General features: G+C 73.7%; 17 protein-coding genes. 6 read left to right on the top strand and 11 right to left on the bottom strand.

Translation table 11 applies throughout. The features are described from left to right. Nucleotides 1-21: 21 nt before the first annotated feature. The 3 genes from H5V45_RS16385 to H5V45_RS16395 form a co-directional block, all read right to left on the bottom strand. On the bottom strand, nt 22-408 hold the full coding sequence (locus H5V45_RS16385) for a hypothetical protein (RefSeq protein ID WP_185253916.1): 387 nt from the start codon (nt 406-408) through the stop codon (nt 22-24). Continuing rightward, nucleotides 405-737, bottom strand: a complete 333-nt coding sequence (locus tag H5V45_RS16390; protein WP_185253917.1) for a PadR family transcriptional regulator — start codon at nt 735-737, stop codon at nt 405-407. The genes H5V45_RS16385 and H5V45_RS16390 overlap by 4 nt, the downstream gene beginning before the upstream one ends. A 92-nt stretch (nt 738-829) precedes the next feature. Next, nucleotides 830-1,282 (bottom strand): MaoC family dehydratase, encoded by a 453-nt coding sequence (locus H5V45_RS16395; RefSeq protein WP_185253918.1) that lies wholly within the window; start codon nt 1,280-1,282, stop codon nt 830-832. 65 nt (nt 1,283-1,347) lie between these two features. Between H5V45_RS16395 and H5V45_RS16400 the strand changes: the two genes are divergently transcribed. Further along, nucleotides 1,348-2,445, top strand: coding sequence for an adenosine deaminase (locus tag H5V45_RS16400; RefSeq protein WP_185253919.1), 1,098 nt, complete (start codon nt 1,348-1,350; stop codon nt 2,443-2,445). A gap of 4 nt (nt 2,446-2,449) precedes the next feature. Beyond that, a complete protein-coding gene (locus H5V45_RS16405; protein WP_185253920.1) occupies nt 2,450-2,923 on the top strand; it encodes a DUF3592 domain-containing protein in 474 nt (157 codons plus the stop codon). A 122-nt stretch (nt 2,924-3,045) separates the two neighbouring features. Here H5V45_RS16405 and H5V45_RS16410 read toward each other — a convergent pair whose 3' ends face one another. The 5 genes from H5V45_RS16410 to deoC form a co-directional block, all read right to left on the bottom strand. Beyond that, nucleotides 3,046-3,687, bottom strand: coding sequence for a hypothetical protein (locus H5V45_RS16410; protein ID WP_185253921.1), 642 nt, complete (start codon nt 3,685-3,687; stop codon nt 3,046-3,048). Further along, nucleotides 3,684-4,319, bottom strand: coding sequence for a nucleoside/nucleotide kinase family protein (locus tag H5V45_RS16415; RefSeq protein WP_185253922.1), 636 nt, complete (start codon nt 4,317-4,319; stop codon nt 3,684-3,686). The genes H5V45_RS16410 and H5V45_RS16415 overlap by 4 nt, the downstream gene beginning before the upstream one ends. Nucleotides 4,320-4,443: 124 nt before the next feature. Then, on the bottom strand, nt 4,444-5,313 hold the full coding sequence (locus tag H5V45_RS16420; RefSeq protein WP_185253923.1) for an aldehyde dehydrogenase family protein: 870 nt from the start codon (nt 5,311-5,313) through the stop codon (nt 4,444-4,446). Further along, nucleotides 5,310-6,749, bottom strand: a complete 1,440-nt coding sequence (locus tag H5V45_RS16425) for an aldehyde dehydrogenase family protein (protein WP_185253924.1) — start codon at nt 6,747-6,749, stop codon at nt 5,310-5,312. The genes H5V45_RS16420 and H5V45_RS16425 overlap by 4 nt, the downstream gene beginning before the upstream one ends. Before the next feature lie 5 nt (nt 6,750-6,754). Further along, nucleotides 6,755-7,726 (bottom strand): deoxyribose-phosphate aldolase, encoded by a 972-nt coding sequence (deoC, locus tag H5V45_RS16430; RefSeq protein WP_185253925.1) that lies wholly within the window; start codon nt 7,724-7,726, stop codon nt 6,755-6,757. A gap of 65 nt (nt 7,727-7,791) precedes the next feature. Here deoC and H5V45_RS16435 point away from each other — a divergent pair, with 65 nt between their 5' ends. The 3 genes from H5V45_RS16435 to H5V45_RS16445 are packed head-to-tail and all read left to right on the top strand — an operon-like array spanning nt 7,792 to nt 9,419. Further along, nucleotides 7,792-8,367 carry a hypothetical protein gene (locus tag H5V45_RS16435; RefSeq protein ID WP_185253926.1) on the top strand — a complete coding sequence of 192 codons (576 nt, stop codon included), beginning with the start codon at nt 7,792-7,794 and terminating at the stop codon, nt 8,365-8,367. Between the two features lie 10 nt (nt 8,368-8,377). Next, nucleotides 8,378-8,854 carry a GNAT family N-acetyltransferase gene (locus H5V45_RS16440; RefSeq protein ID WP_185253927.1) on the top strand — a complete coding sequence of 159 codons (477 nt, stop codon included), beginning with the start codon at nt 8,378-8,380 and terminating at the stop codon, nt 8,852-8,854. A 28-nt stretch (nt 8,855-8,882) separates the two neighbouring features. After that, on the top strand, nt 8,883-9,419 hold the full coding sequence (locus H5V45_RS16445) for an NUDIX domain-containing protein (RefSeq protein WP_343061598.1): 537 nt from the start codon (nt 8,883-8,885) through the stop codon (nt 9,417-9,419). 9 nt (nt 9,420-9,428) lie between these two features. Here H5V45_RS16445 and H5V45_RS16450 read toward each other — a convergent pair whose 3' ends face one another. Next, nucleotides 9,429-11,084 carry a phospho-sugar mutase gene (locus H5V45_RS16450; RefSeq protein ID WP_185253928.1) on the bottom strand — a complete coding sequence of 552 codons (1,656 nt, stop codon included), beginning with the start codon at nt 11,082-11,084 and terminating at the stop codon, nt 9,429-9,431. 55 nt (nt 11,085-11,139) lie between these two features. On the opposite strand from H5V45_RS16450, the gene H5V45_RS16455 reads away from it, so the two are divergent. Continuing rightward, on the top strand, nt 11,140-11,706 hold the full coding sequence (locus H5V45_RS16455) for a HEAT repeat domain-containing protein (protein WP_185253929.1): 567 nt from the start codon (nt 11,140-11,142) through the stop codon (nt 11,704-11,706). A gap of 21 nt (nt 11,707-11,727) precedes the next feature. Here H5V45_RS16455 and H5V45_RS16460 read toward each other — a convergent pair whose 3' ends face one another. Together H5V45_RS16460 and H5V45_RS16465 are read right to left on the bottom strand one after the other, a co-directional pair. Further along, nucleotides 11,728-12,132 carry a hypothetical protein gene (locus H5V45_RS16460; protein ID WP_185253930.1) on the bottom strand — a complete coding sequence of 135 codons (405 nt, stop codon included), beginning with the start codon at nt 12,130-12,132 and terminating at the stop codon, nt 11,728-11,730. A gap of 99 nt (nt 12,133-12,231) precedes the next feature. Further along, nucleotides 12,232-13,227, bottom strand: a complete 996-nt coding sequence (locus H5V45_RS16465; RefSeq protein WP_185253931.1) for an aldo/keto reductase — start codon at nt 13,225-13,227, stop codon at nt 12,232-12,234. Nucleotides 13,228-13,234 lie beyond the last annotated feature (7 nt).

Consider the following 13,234-nt stretch of genomic DNA (forward strand, 5'->3'; position numbering starts at 1 on the left):
CCGCCGGCGCCTCCGCCCCGCTCACTGCCAGGTGCTGATCGTCCCGAACGCGAGCCCGTCGGCGACCGGCCGTGCCAGGTGCGGGTCGTCGAGGCCGCAGCGCCGGCACGCGCGGTAGGGGTGCCCGTCCGAGGTCCGGAGCACCCGCCAGCGGTGCCGCAGGCCGAGCAGGCACCCGAGCGGGGGGTCCGGGTGGCCCCGGTGCGCGGCAGCCGCGGCGAGCACCGCCAGGCGCAAGGGCCACGCGGCCACGAGCAGCCGCAGGGCGTGCCCCGGCCGCCGGGACGCCGGCAGCTCGGCGAGCTCGGAGGCGAACTCGGCGCGGTAGCGGTCCCGGGCGTACGACGGCACGAGCAGCGCCGCCAGCCCGCTGATCGCGGCGCTCGGCCCGCGCGTCCGGCGGCTCACGACGTACCACCCAACGCGCCCGGCGCCAGCCCGAGCCGGGGCCGTCGTCGTGCGGCGTCCGCCGCAGCCAGCCGGGCCGCGGCCCGGGCGCGGCCCTCGTCGGTGAGGCGGTAGTACCGCCGGGCGGGCCGCCCGGCCGCCGCCGGGTCGACGTCCTCCCACTGCGAGACCACCCACCCGCTGCCCTCGAGCCGGGCCAGGATCGGGTGCACCGTGCCGCTGGGCAGCCCGGCCACCTCCCCGATCTCGAGGCCGTACCGCGCCGTGTCTGGGTCCTCCAGCAGCGCGGCGAGGACCAGCCGGGTCGGGATCGTGAGGCGAGCCACCATGGTCTTACTCTACCTAGGGTGGGGTGAGGTGCAAGGGGTGAGCGGCGGGCAGTTTCACCGGGTACCCGGTGAAACTGCCCCACGGTCCAGCCTCAGGGCAGCAGCAGCACGACGCTCTCGGCGACGCAGGCGGGCTTGTCCTGGCCCTCGATCTCGACGACGTGCTTGAGCGTGAGCTGCTTGCCGGCGGGCAGGTCGGTGACCTCGCCGACGGAGATGGTGGAGCGGATGCGGGAGCCCACGCGGACCGGGTTCGGGAAGCGGACCTTGTTGACGCCGTAGTTCAGCTTGGCGCCGGGGGTCTCCAGCGCGAAGACGGTGCTGCCGAGCCACGGGACCAGCGACAGGGTGAGGTAGCCGTGCGCGATGGTGCCGCCGAACGGGCCGTCGGCCGCGCGCTCGACGTCGACGTGGATCCACTGGTGGTCGCCGGTGGCCTCGGCGAACTGGTCGACGCGCTCCTGCTCGATCGTCACCCACTCGGAGGTGCCGAGCTCCTCGCCGGCTGCTGCGGCGATCTCGTCCAGGGTCGTGAAGGTGCGCATGCATCGCTCCTCGTGTGTCGGTCGCCGACGGCGACGCGGGCGGAAGGTGCTGACAGGATGGCGGCATGACCGCCACGACGGACGCTACCGTCCCCACCCGCGACCAGGTGCTCAGGGCGCCGAAGGTGCTGCTGCACGACCACCTCGACGGAGGCCTGCGGCCGCAGACGATCATCGACCTCGCGGCCGAGTGCGGGCACCCGCTGCCGGCCGACGACGCGGACGCGCTGGCCGCGTGGTTCGCCGAGTCCGCGGACTCCGGCTCGCTGGTCCGCTACCTCGAGACGTTCGACCACACGGTGGCCGTCATGCAGTCCGGACCGGCCATCGCCCGGGTCGCCCGCGAGTGCGTGGAGGACCTCGCCGCCGACGGGGTGGTGTACGCCGAGATCCGCTACGCCCCCGAGCAGCACGTCGAGGGCGGCCTCACGCTGGACGAGGTCGTCGCGGCGGTGCAGCAGGGCTTCGACGAGGCCACGGCGGCCGCGGGCGGGCGGATCGTCGTACGCCAGCTGCTCACCGCCATGCGCCACCAGGCGCGCTCGATGGAGATCGCGGAGCTCGCGGTCGCCTGGCGCGGGCGCGGCGTCGCCGGCTTCGACATCGCGGGGGCGGAGGCGGGCTATCCGCCCACCCGGCACCTCGACGCGTTCGAGTACCTCCAGCGCGAGAACTCCCACTTCACGATCCACGCGGGCGAGGCCTTCGGGCTGCCGTCGATCTGGCAGGCGATCCAGTGGTGCGGGGCCGACCGGCTCGGCCACGGCGTCCGCATCATCGACGACATCACCGTCGCCGACGACGGCTCGGTCGAGCTGGGCCGGCTCGCGGCGTACGTCCGCGACAAGCGGATCCCGCTCGAGATGTGCCCCGCCTCCAACATCCAGACCGGGGCGGCGGCCTCGATCGCCGAGCACCCGATCGGGCTGCTGACCCGGCTGCGGTTCCGCGTCACCGTCAACACCGACAACCGCCTGATGAGCGGCACCTCGATGACCGCGGAGATGTGGGCGCTGGTGGAGGCGTTCGGCTACACGCTCGACGACCTGCGCTGGTTCACCATCAACGCGATGAAGTCGGCCTTCCTGCCGTTCGACGAGCGCCTCGCGATCATCGACGGGGTCGTGAAGCCGGGGTACGCCGCGCTGGCGGCCGAAGGATGACCCGGTGACCGTCCACGTCCTGGCCTCCGCCCTGCTGCTGGGGGCGGGTGCCGTCTTCCTCCTCGGTGCGGGGCTGCTGTTCCTGCGCGGCCTGCGCCAGCGCCGCTTCGCGGCCGGCTTTCGGGCGAGCGCGGTCGAGGTGCTGGCCGAGGTGCTGTCGCTCGAGGCCAAGGACGTGAGCCTCACGACGAACCCGGAGACGCTGTACTTCCCGGTGGTCTCCTTCACCACCGCCGAGGGCCGCGCGGTCACCGCCGAGTGCCTGACCGGCGTGCCGGCCCCGCCGCCCCCGGTGGGTCAGCAGGTCGCCGTCCGCTACGACCCGCAGCACCCCGAGCGCGTCGAGGTCCTCGACGACGCCGAGGGTCCGGTGAGCGCCGCGCTCACGTCGTTCCTCCTCGCCCGGGTCCTGCTCGGGCTCGCGGTCGCCATGCCGCTCGCCTGGCTGGTGCTGGTCTTCGTGGTGTGGACGTCCTGACTCCTGGGTCCTGACGCCGCCCGCCGGCCGGCCGCGCCGGGACGTCCGACGATGTGGTCGTCCTGGCGACCAGTTCGCATGACGTCCCGCGTTCGCGCCGGGCGTCGGCCGGGCGAGGACGGTCAGGCCGGGACCACCACGCACCACGGACGGTCCCAGCCGGCCAGGCCGAGGCGGGCACCGGTGAAGGACGCCCGGTCGACGTCGACGAGCTGCCCGCGGGCGGGCTCGTAGCAGCGCAGCCGGCCCTCGACCGGGCCGAGCGCGAGGACGACATGGCGGGGCAGCCAGCGGTCGCCGACGTACACGGGGACAGGGCGACGGTCCCCGGTCACCGCGAGCAGCCGGTCGAAGACGCGTCCGCGGTCAGCCCCACCGGCACCACCGGGCCGCACCGGCCGGGCGACGTACCGCACGGGCGGCAGGTCCGCGCCCCCGGTCGTCGACATCTGGTGCGCCACCGCCCACGGCGGCGTGCCGAGCGCGCGCGGCCACGGCACCTGCAGGTGCCCCGCGGCGTCGACGGCGCCGGTGACGCGGTGGTGCATGCCGAGCACCTCGTAGCGGAACCGCCCGGCCACGTCCCCGGCCAGCGTCACGCCGGTACGGGGGTGGCGGCCGGTCGCGACCAGCTGGGCGTACGCCGGGTCGAGCAGCATCCGCGCGACCACCAGCACCGTGGCGCCGCACGAGCGCTGGTCGGGCTGGCGCAGGCGCTCGCGGAACGCGACGGCCGGCCAGTCGGGCTGGTCCGGGCCGCTCACGACCCGACGCCCGCCGAGCCGGCGGGGGAGCCGCCCGGCCGCGCCAGCGCCCGGATCGCCGCGAACGCCGCGTCCGGGGTGACCGGCTCGCAGCCCCGGGCGACCGCACCGGCCACCACCCGCCGCTGGTCGCGCAGCAGCGCCAGGCCGCGCCGCACCAGCACGAGCGGGGGCTTGCGGTGCTCGCGCAGGTCGCGGGTCAGCCGGCGCCAGAAGGTGACGACGGGGTGCTGGCGCACGCAGTACGCCGCGGCGAGCAGCCCGGCCTCCCGGCACGCAGGCACGACCTCCTGGGCGAAGATCCCCTCCGCGACGAACAGGTCGTGCCCGGCCAGGTCCAGCGTCCGGGAGCCGCAGCGTCCGTCCTGGGCGATCTCGTAGATCGGCACCTCGGCCCGGCCCGCACGGCACAGCTCCTCGAGCGTGGCCAGGGCGTCCTCGAGCAGCCACGACGCGGGCACGTCCCAGTCGACGATGCCGGCGTTGGCGCCCTCGGTGATCCGGGGCAGCGTCGGGTCGTCGCCGTTCTTGTAGAAGTCGTCGAGCCGCAGCACCGGCAAACCGGTGCGCTCCGCGAGTCGCGACTTGCCGGCCCCGGAGGGGCCGGCCAGGACGATCACCCGCGCGCGCATCCGGCCCATTCTGCCCCCTGCGTCGTCAGTCTCGATACGCCGGTCGCGGCCTCCTGCGTCGGCCGCGCGGCTACTCGACCTGGGTGCTGGTCTCCCGCCCTCGCGAGCTCGGGCGGGAGGCACCTCACACCCCGATCGGGTGCCAGACCGTCTTCGTCTCGAGGAACGCCGTCATCGCGTCGGTGCCGGGGTCGGCGCTCCAGTCGGGCTCGGCGGCCGGCGCGCGACGGACGCGCTTGAGGTTGTCGGCCGCGGCCACCTCGAGCGACGTCGCGAGCTCGGTGTCGCCGGCGACGCCGGTGAGGTCGATCGCGTTGACGTCCATGTGCGAGGCCAGCCACGGCGCGACGGTCGCCGCCGAGCCGGTGAGGATGTTGACGACGCCGCCGGGCAGGTCGGAGGTCGCGAGCACCTCGGAGAAGGTCACGGCCGGCAGCGGACGGGCGTACGACGACACCACGACGACCGTGTTCCCGGTGACGATGGCCGGCGCGACCACGCTCACGAGACCGAGCAGCGAGGAGTCCTGGGGGGCGAGGACGGCCACGACCCCGGTCGGCTCGGGCGTCGAGAGGTTGAAGAACGGCCCGGCGACGGGGTTGGCGCCCCCGACGACCTGGGTGATCTTGTCGGCCCAGCCGGCGTACCAGACGAGCCGGTCGATGGCCTCGTCGAGCACCTTCTCGGCGCGGGCGGCGCTCAGCCCCTCGGACTGGCGGACGGCGTCGACGAACTGCGGGCGACGGTCCTCCATGACCTCGGCGATGCGGTAGACGATCTGCGCGCGGTTGTACGCCGTACGCGAGGACCAGCCCCCGAAGGCCTTGCGGGCGGCGACGACCGCGTCGCGGGCGTCCTTGCGGGAGGCGAGTGCCGCGTTGGCCACGAACGCACCCTTCGAGTCGTGGACGACGTAGGAGTAGCCGGACTCCGAGCGCGGGAAGGCGCCGCCGATGAACAGCTTGTAGGTCTTGCGGACGTCGATGCGGCTCATGCCGAGGCTCCCTTCAGGTAGGCCTCGAGGCCGTGGCGGCCACCCTCGCGGCCGTAGCCCGACTCCTTGTAGCCGCCGAAGGGGCTGGTCGGGTCGAACTTGTTGAACGTGTTAGCCCACACGACGCCGGCGCGGAGCTGATTGGCCATGTGCAGGATCAGCGACCCCTTGTCGGTCCAGACGCCGGCGGAGAGGCCGTACGGCGTGTTGTTGGCCTTCTCGACCGCCTCGGACGGCGTGCGGAAGGTCAGCACGGACAGCACGGGGCCGAAGATCTCCTCGCGGGCGATCCGGTGCGCCTGGGTGACGTTGGTGAAGATCGTCGGGGGGAACCAGAAGCCCCGCTCCGGGAGCTCGCAGGCGGGGGACCAGCGGCCCGCGCCCTCGGCCTCGCCGAGGTCGCTGAGCTCGGTGATCCGGGCCAGCTGCTCGGCGGAGTTGATCGCCCCGATGTCGGTGTTCTTGTCGAGCGGGTCGCCGACGCGCAGGGTCGAGACCCGGCGCTTGAGCCGCTCGAGCACCTCGTCGGCGACGGACTCCTGCACGAGCAGGCGCGAGCCGGCGCAGCAGACGTGGCCCTGGTTGAAGAAGATGCCCGTCACGATGCCCTCGACCGCCTGGTCGATGGGGGCGTCGTCGAAGACGATGTTGGCGGCCTTGCCGCCGAGCTCGAGGGTGACCTTCTTGCTCGAGCCCGCGACGGCCTTGGCGATCGCGCGGCCGACGTCGGTGGACCCGGTGAAGGCGACCTTGTCGACGTCGGGGTGGGCGACCAGCGCGCGGCCGGTGTCACCGGCGCCGGTGACGATGTTGACGACGCCCGGCGGGAGGTCGGCCTGCTGGCAGATCTCCGCGAAGAGCAGCGCGGTCAGCGGGGTGGTCTCGGCGGGCTTGAGCACGACGGTGTTGCCGCAGGCCAGGGCCGGGGCGATCTTCCACGCGAGCATCAGCAGCGGGAAGTTCCACGGGATGACCTGGCCGGCCACACCGAGGGGCGTGGTGCCGTAGCCGGAGTACTCCAGCTTGTCGGCCCAGCCGGCGTAGTAGAAGAAGTGCGCCGCGGCCGTCGGGACGTCGACGTCGCGGGCCTCCTTGATCGGCTTGCCGTTGTCGATCGACTCCAGGACGGCGAGCTCGCGGCCGCGCTCCTGGATGATCCGGGCGATCCGGTAGAGGTACTTCGCGCGCTCGCGGCCAGGCATCCGGCCCCAGACGCGGGTGTGGGCGCGACGCGCGGCCTTCACGGCGAGGTCGACGTCGGCGTCGTCCGCCTCGGCGACCTCGGACAGCACCTCCTCGGTGGAGGGGCTGATGGTCTTGAAGGACGTGCCGTGGCCGTCGACGAACTCGCCGTTGACGAACAGGCCGTACGACGGCTTGATGTCGACGATCGCGCGCGACTCGGGGGCGGGGGCGTACTCGAAGGGGGAGCTCATGGTGATCAGTCCAGGGTGAAGTAGTCGGGACCGGAGTAGCGACCGGTCGTCATCTTGGTGCGCTGCATGAGCAGGTCGTTGAGCAGCGTGGAGGCGCCGAAGCGGAACCAGTCCGGGTCGAGCCAGTCCTGGCCGGCGATCTCGTTGACCATGACGAGGTACTTGATCGCGTCCTTGGTCGAGCGGATCCCGCCCGCGGGCTTGACCCCGACCATCTGGCCGGTGGCCTCGCGGAAGTCGCGGACCGCCTCGAGCATCACGAGCGTGACGGGCAGGGTCGCGGCGGGCTGCACCTTGCCGGTCGAGGTCTTGATGAAGTGGCCGCCCGCCATCATGGCGAGCCAGCTGGCGCGGCGGACGTTGTCGTAGGTCTGCAGCTCGCCGGTCTCGAAGATGACCTTCAGGTGGGCCGCGCCGCAGGCCTCGCGGACGGCGACGATCTCGTCGTACACGTCCTTGTAGCGGCCCGAGAGGAACGCGCCGCGGTCGATGACCATGTCGATCTCGTCGGCGCCGGCCTCGACGGCGTCGCGGGTGTCGGCCAGCTTGATGTCGAGGGCCGCCCGGCCGCTCGGGAAGGCGGTCGCGACGGCGGCCACGTGCACGCCGCTGTCGCCCAGGACCTCCTTGGCGGTCGCCACCATGTCGGGGTAGACGCACACGGCGGCCGTCATCGGGCACGAGGGGTCGGCCGGGTCGGGGTGCATCGCCTTGGCGGCGAGCGCGCGGACCTTGCCGTGGGTATCGGCGCCCTCGAGCGTCGTCAGGTCGACCATCCGGATCGCGAGGTCGATCGCGAAGGCCTTCGCCGTCGTCTTGATCGAGCGTGTGCCGAGGCCGGCCGCGCGGGCCTCCGCGCCGACCTGGTCGACGCCGGGGAGGCCGTGGAGGAAGCGCCGCAGCGTGGCATCCGAACGAGTGATGTCCGTGAAGTCCGCCGCCGGCGCCGTTGCCGTGGTGGTGGGGGTGCTTGTCACCGACCCAGCATAGGGTTGTCCGCGGATCGGGCGGGAATCGCCAGATCGGCACCCGAGGAGCGTTGATGAGTGACGAGGCGGTCGAGCGTTTCAGGCCCACGAGCGGCAAGGTCCTGGGCATCCTGGCCCTCGTCCTGTCCGCCGCGGTCGTGGTGATCGGGATCGTCGACCGCGACCACGGCTTCCCCTTCCCGGTGGTCGCCGGAGCCCTCGTCTTCGGGGTCCTGGTGTGGTCCGCGATGCTCCGTCCCCGGGTCTGGGTGACCTCCGACCGGCTCGTGCTGCGCAACATGCTCGACGAGGTCTCGATCCCCCTCGCGGCGATCGAGCAGGTCGTCGTGCGCCAGGTCCTCGCCGTCGGAGCGGGGGAGAAGCGCTACGTCTCGCCCGCCGTCGGGAAGAGCTGGCGCAAGCTCCGCGCCGGCAAGGACCAGACCGCCGACCCGCTGCAGTCCTACCCGGACTTCGTCCAGGACCGGATCAGCCAGCTGGCCGAGGACGCGCGTGCCCAGGCCGGCGTGAAGCTGCTCTCCGACGAGCAGCTGGCGCTCGCTGCCGGCGTACGCCGTCGCTGGGCGTGGCCGGAGGTCGTGGCGCTCGGGGCGTCGATCGTGCTGTTCCTCGTCGCCGTGGTCGTCTGAGGCCGCCGCGATGAGCGGGCTGGCGCTGCGTCCGATGACGGACGACGAGTACGCCGACTTCCTGGCGCGGCTCACCCGCGAGTACGCCGCCGAGCACACCGCCGCGGGCAACTGGCCGGCCGACGAGGCGCTCGAGCGGTCGCGCTCGGAGCTCGCGCAGCTGCTGCCGGACGGGCCCCGCACGACCGGGCACGACCTGCTGCTCGCGGTCGTGGACGACGAGGTCGTCGGCCACGTGTGGATCGACCACGGGGGCCGGCCGGGTGGCCGACGCGGCGCCTTCCTCTTCGACATCGAGCTCGTCGAGGCCGCCCGTGGCCGCGGCCTCGGACGGGCGCTGCTCGCCGCGACCGAGGCGCGGGTGCGGGAGGCGGGTGGCGACTCGCTCACGCTCAACGTCTTCGGCCACAACACGGTGGCCCGGCACCTCTACGAGACTGCCGGCTACGAGGTCGTCACCGAGAACCGTCGCAAGCAGCTCTCCTGACCGCTCGGGGTGGGGCAGCATCGGCGTCGTGGAGACGCTGAGCAGCACCGAGAGGTTCGCCAACCCGTGGCTCGCCGTGCGGGAGGACGTCGTCCGGCTGCCCGACGGCGGCACCGGCACCCGGACCGTGGTGACCGGCCCCGACATCGCGCTGGTCGTCGCGCTCGACGGCGACCGGGTGCACCTGGTCGAGCAGCACCGCCACCCGGTGGGCGGCCGGCGCTGGGAGCTGCCGTCCGGGTCCCTCGACGAGCGGGACGCCGACGCCGTCGCGGCGGCTGCCCGGGAGCTGCGCGAGGAGACCGGGCTGGTCGCCGGCACGCTCACCCCGCTCGGCACGCTCGAGATGTCGCCCAGCACGCTCGACCAGCGCTGCCGGGTGTTCCTGGCGACCGACCTCACCGCGGGCGCGCCGGCGCCGGACCCCGAGGAGCAGGACCTGCGGTCGGCGTGGTTCGCCCGCGCCGAGGTGGAGCAGATGGCGCGGGACGGTCGGCTCAGCGACGCGAAGTCGCTGGCGGCGTACGCCCTCCTGCTGCTGCACGAGCGCGCGACGCCGTCCTGACGACCCGGCTCAGATCCCGGCGGCGGCCTTGATCCCGCCGCGCAGGGCGTCCAGGCGACCCACGGCGGCGATCCGGGCGGCCTCGACGCCGTCCTCGGGGTGCACCGGGACGACGACCTCGAGGTAGCACTTCAGCTTGGGCTCGGTGCCGCTCGGCCGCACGATCACGCGGGCGCCGTCCGCCAGGCGGTAGCGCAGGCCCTCCGTGGGCGGCAGGTCCGCCGAGCCCTCGGCCAGGTCGTCGACCCCCTCGACGGCCAGGCCACCGAGGGAGGTCGGCGGGGTGGCGCGCAGGCGCTGCATGGCCGCGGCGATCTCGCCGAGGTCGCTGACCCGCACGGAGAGCTGGTCGGTGGCGTGCAGCCCGTGCTCGCGCGCGATGTCGTCGAGGAGGTCGGTGAGCCCGCGACCCTCGGCCTTCGCCGAGGCGGCCAGCTCGCAGAGCAGCAGCAGCGCGGAGACGCCGTCCTTGTCGCGCACGTGCTCGGGGTCGACGCAGTAGCCCAGCGCCTCCTCGTAGCCGAAGGCGAGGTTCTCGACGCGCCCGATCCACTTGAAGCCGGTGAGCGTCTCGACGTACGGCTGCCCGGCGGCGGCGGCCATCTTGCCGAGCAGCGACGAGGAGACGATCGAGGTGGCGTAGGTGCCCTGCTTGCCGGCCGCCAGGAGGTGCGCGGCGAGCAGTGCCCCCACCTCGTCGCCGCGCAGCATCCGCCAGCCGTGCGGGCCGGGGACGGCGGCGGCGCACCGGTCGGCGTCGGGGTCGTTGGCCACGACCAGGTCGGCGCCCTGGGCGTCCGCGAGCGCCATCGCGAGGTCCATCGCGCCGGGCTCCTCGGGGTTGGGGAAGGCCACGGTGGGGAAGTCGGGGTCGGGCTGCTCCTGCTGGCTGACCACGCGAGGGGCGTCGAAGCCAGCCGTCTCGAGCACCTGGACCACCGAGGCGCCGCCCACGCCGTGCAGAGGCGTGTAGACGATGTCGAGGTCGCGCGGGCCGTCGACGGCGAGGTCGGCGACGGTGTCGAGGTAGCGGTCGACGAGGTGCTCGTCCTGCACCGTGCCGGCCGGTCCGCGCGGCACGTCGGCCAGAGCGCCCACGGCGGCGATCGCCGCGGCGATCCCGGCGTCGGCGGGCGGCACGATCTGGCTGCCGTCGCCGAGGTAGACCTTGTAGCCGTTGTCCTCCGGTGGGTTGTGGCTCGCGGTCACCATGACGCCCGCGACGCAGCCCAGCTCGCGGATCGCGAAGGCCAGCAGCGGGGTGGGCAGCGGGCGGGGGAGGACGTGGGCCTTGAAGCCGGCGCCGGTCATCACCTCGGCGGTGTCGCGGGCGAAGACGTCGGAGTTGTGGCGGGCGTCGTACCCGATCACGACGGTGGCCTCGCGGGGCGCACCCTCGGCGCGGAGGTACGCCGCCAGCCCAGCGGCCGCGCGCGTGACGACGACCCGGTTCATCCGGTTGGAGCCGGGTCCGAGGGCGCCGCGCAGGCCGGCCGTGCCGAACTCCAGCGTGCCGTCGAAGCGGTCGGCCAGGTCGGTGGCGTCCCCGCCGGCCTCGACCCCCTCGACGATCGCCTCCAGCTCGCTGCGGGTCTGCGGGTCGGGGTCCTCCGCGGCCCAGGCCCGCGCACGCTCCAGGAGGGCGGTCACGTCAGGTGTCGTCATGGGCCGCACGTTAGTCCCTGCGCCGGGTGCGGCGAGAACCCGCCATAGTGGGCGGGTGACCCCCTCCCTGCCGCCCCCGACCGACCGCGACCTCCCGCTCGGGGTGCTGGTCGCGGAGCTGGTCGCCCTGGTCGGCGAGCCGGCCGTGGTCCGGGTCTGTCTCGACCTGCTCGGGGGGGCCCGTCGCGAGGACCACGTCGACGAGCTGGGCTACCTCACCGGGCTCAGCTTCGCGCCGGGGGAGCCGACCCTGGACGAGTCCAGTTGGAAGCCCTACTGGACCCGGTCCTGGGGTGCGCGCGGGCTGCTGTACGCCTGGGAGGACAGCGCCGCCCCGGCCGTCGTCGTGGGTCTCGACGACGAGCACTGGCGGGTCGCCGAGACCTGCCTCAAGGTCGCGACGCGCCGGGAGCTGGGCGAGGCCGGCCCCGGTGCCGTGCGCTTGCTCGGGCACGAACTCGACCGGGTCCGTGCGCAGGCGCTGCGGACCCTGGGCGCAGCCGGCGACACCGAGCACGTCGAGGCCGTCCGGGCGCTGCTGCACGACCCGCACCCCGACGTACGCCGTCAGGCCGGTCGGGCGCTGGAGCGGATGGGAGCGCGGCTCGACCTGCCCGCGTGAGGCCCGGCTGAGCGCGGCGAGTCAGTCGCCGGTGCCGGGCTCGTCGTCGGTGGTGCCGTGGCCCCGGCCGTCGGTGTTGTCGACCTCGGCGCCCTCGGGACGGTTCTCGGGAGCCAGGCGGCGCTCGCGCTCCTCCTCGATCTCCTTGATCTCCTCGTCGGAGGGCGGGTTGTCGCGGAAGGCCTGCGCGGGGTCGGAGGTGCCGTCGGCACCCTCGCCGGAGTGGTCGCCCTTGACGAAGTCCGGCATGTTCTCGCCCGTGTTGTCGACCTCGGCACCCTCGGGCCGGTTGTCCGGGTCGAGGCGGCGCTCGCGCTCCTCCTCCACTTCCTGCTCCGTGGCGGCGTCCGCGCCGTCCTGCGTGTCGGTGCGCTCGTCGGTCTCCGTGGAGCGGTCCGTGGCGGTGTCGGTGTCGGGCGCGTTCATGTACGACCTCCTCGATAGGCTCCGCGCCACGTTGCCACCGGCCTGCGACGTGGGTCACACCCGGAAGGGTGGTAGCCGTCGCAGGCCGGGGCGGTGGGCTCAGGTGTCGATCGAGCTCATGTCGCCGTACCGCGCGCCGGCGACCGCGTCGCGCGGGACCGCCCGCTCGAGCGCCGTGAGGTCGTCGGCGGAGAGCTCGACGGCGGTGGCGCCGACGTTCTCCTCGAGGTAGGTCACCCGCTTGGTGCCGGGGATCGGGGCGACGTCGTCGCCCTGGGCGAGCACCCACGCCAGCGCGAGCTGGCCCGGCGTGCAGCCGTGCTCGGTCGCGAGCGCCCGGACCTTCTCGACCAGCGCGAGGTTGGCGTCGAGGTTGTCGCCGGAGAAGCGGGGGAAGTACGCCGAGCGTCGCGAGTCGTGGTCGTCGAGGGCGTCCGGGCTGGTGATCGCGCCGGTCAGGATGCCGCGGCCCAGGGGCGAGTACGGCACCAGGCCGATGCCGAGCTCGCGGATCGTCGCGAGGATCTCGTCCTCGAGGTCGCGCGTGAAGAGGGAGTACTCCGTCTGCAGAGCGGTGATCGGGTGCGTGGCGTGCGCGCGGCGGATCGTGGCGGCCGAGGCCTCGGAGAGCCCGAGGTGGCGGACCTTGCCGGCCTCGACCAGCCCGGCCATCGCGCCGACGGTCTCCTCGATCGGGACGGACTGGTCGACGCGGTGCTGGTAGTAGAGGTCGAGGTGGTCGACCCCGAGCCGCTGGAGCGAGGCGTCGCAGGCGGCCACGACGTACTCCGGACTGCCGTTGATGCCGACCCGGGTGCCGTCGGGCAGCCGCTCGTTGCCGAACTTGGTGGCGAGCTGGACCTCGTCGCGGCGGTCGGCGATGGCCTGGCCGACGAGGCGCTCGTTGGTGAAGGGGCCGTACATGTCGGCGGTGTCGAGGAAGGTGACGCCCAGGTCCAGCGCGCGCTGGATGGTCGCGATGCCGGTGGCCTCGTCGCCGGTGCCGTAGAACTCCGACATGCCCATGCAGCCGAGGCCGAGCGCGGAGACGGTGAGGGGGGAGGTGGTGCCGAGGGTGCGTTGCTGAAGGCTCATGCCCCCA

Source organism: Nocardioides luti, from assembly GCF_014212315.1.
GTDB classification, from domain to species: Bacteria; Actinomycetota; Actinomycetes; order Propionibacteriales; family Nocardioidaceae; genus Nocardioides; species Nocardioides luti.

Coding starts and splice junctions, on each gene's coding strand:
- H5V45_RS16460 (WP_185253930.1), bottom strand. CDS start 12,132: ATGAACGCGCCCGACACCGACACCGCCACGGACCGCTCCACGGAGACC.
- H5V45_RS16435 (WP_185253926.1), top strand. CDS start 7,792: ATGAGTGACGAGGCGGTCGAGCGTTTCAGGCCCACGAGCGGCAAGGTC.
- H5V45_RS16420 (WP_185253923.1), bottom strand. CDS start 5,313: ATGAGCCGCATCGACGTCCGCAAGACCTACAAGCTGTTCATCGGCGGC.
- H5V45_RS16415 (WP_185253922.1), bottom strand. CDS start 4,319: ATGCGCGCGCGGGTGATCGTCCTGGCCGGCCCCTCCGGGGCCGGCAAG.
- H5V45_RS16465 (WP_185253931.1), bottom strand. CDS start 13,227: ATGAGCCTTCAGCAACGCACCCTCGGCACCACCTCCCCCCTCACCGTC.
- H5V45_RS16450 (WP_185253928.1), bottom strand. CDS start 11,084: ATGACGACACCTGACGTGACCGCCCTCCTGGAGCGTGCGCGGGCCTGG.
- H5V45_RS16395 (WP_185253918.1), bottom strand. CDS start 1,282: ATGCGCACCTTCACGACCCTGGACGAGATCGCCGCAGCAGCCGGCGAG.
- H5V45_RS16425 (WP_185253924.1), bottom strand. CDS start 6,749: ATGAGCTCCCCCTTCGAGTACGCCCCCGCCCCCGAGTCGCGCGCGATC.
- H5V45_RS16390 (WP_185253917.1), bottom strand. CDS start 737: ATGGTGGCTCGCCTCACGATCCCGACCCGGCTGGTCCTCGCCGCGCTG.
- H5V45_RS16400 (WP_185253919.1), top strand. CDS start 1,348: ATGACCGCCACGACGGACGCTACCGTCCCCACCCGCGACCAGGTGCTC.
- H5V45_RS16440 (WP_185253927.1), top strand. CDS start 8,378: ATGAGCGGGCTGGCGCTGCGTCCGATGACGGACGACGAGTACGCCGAC.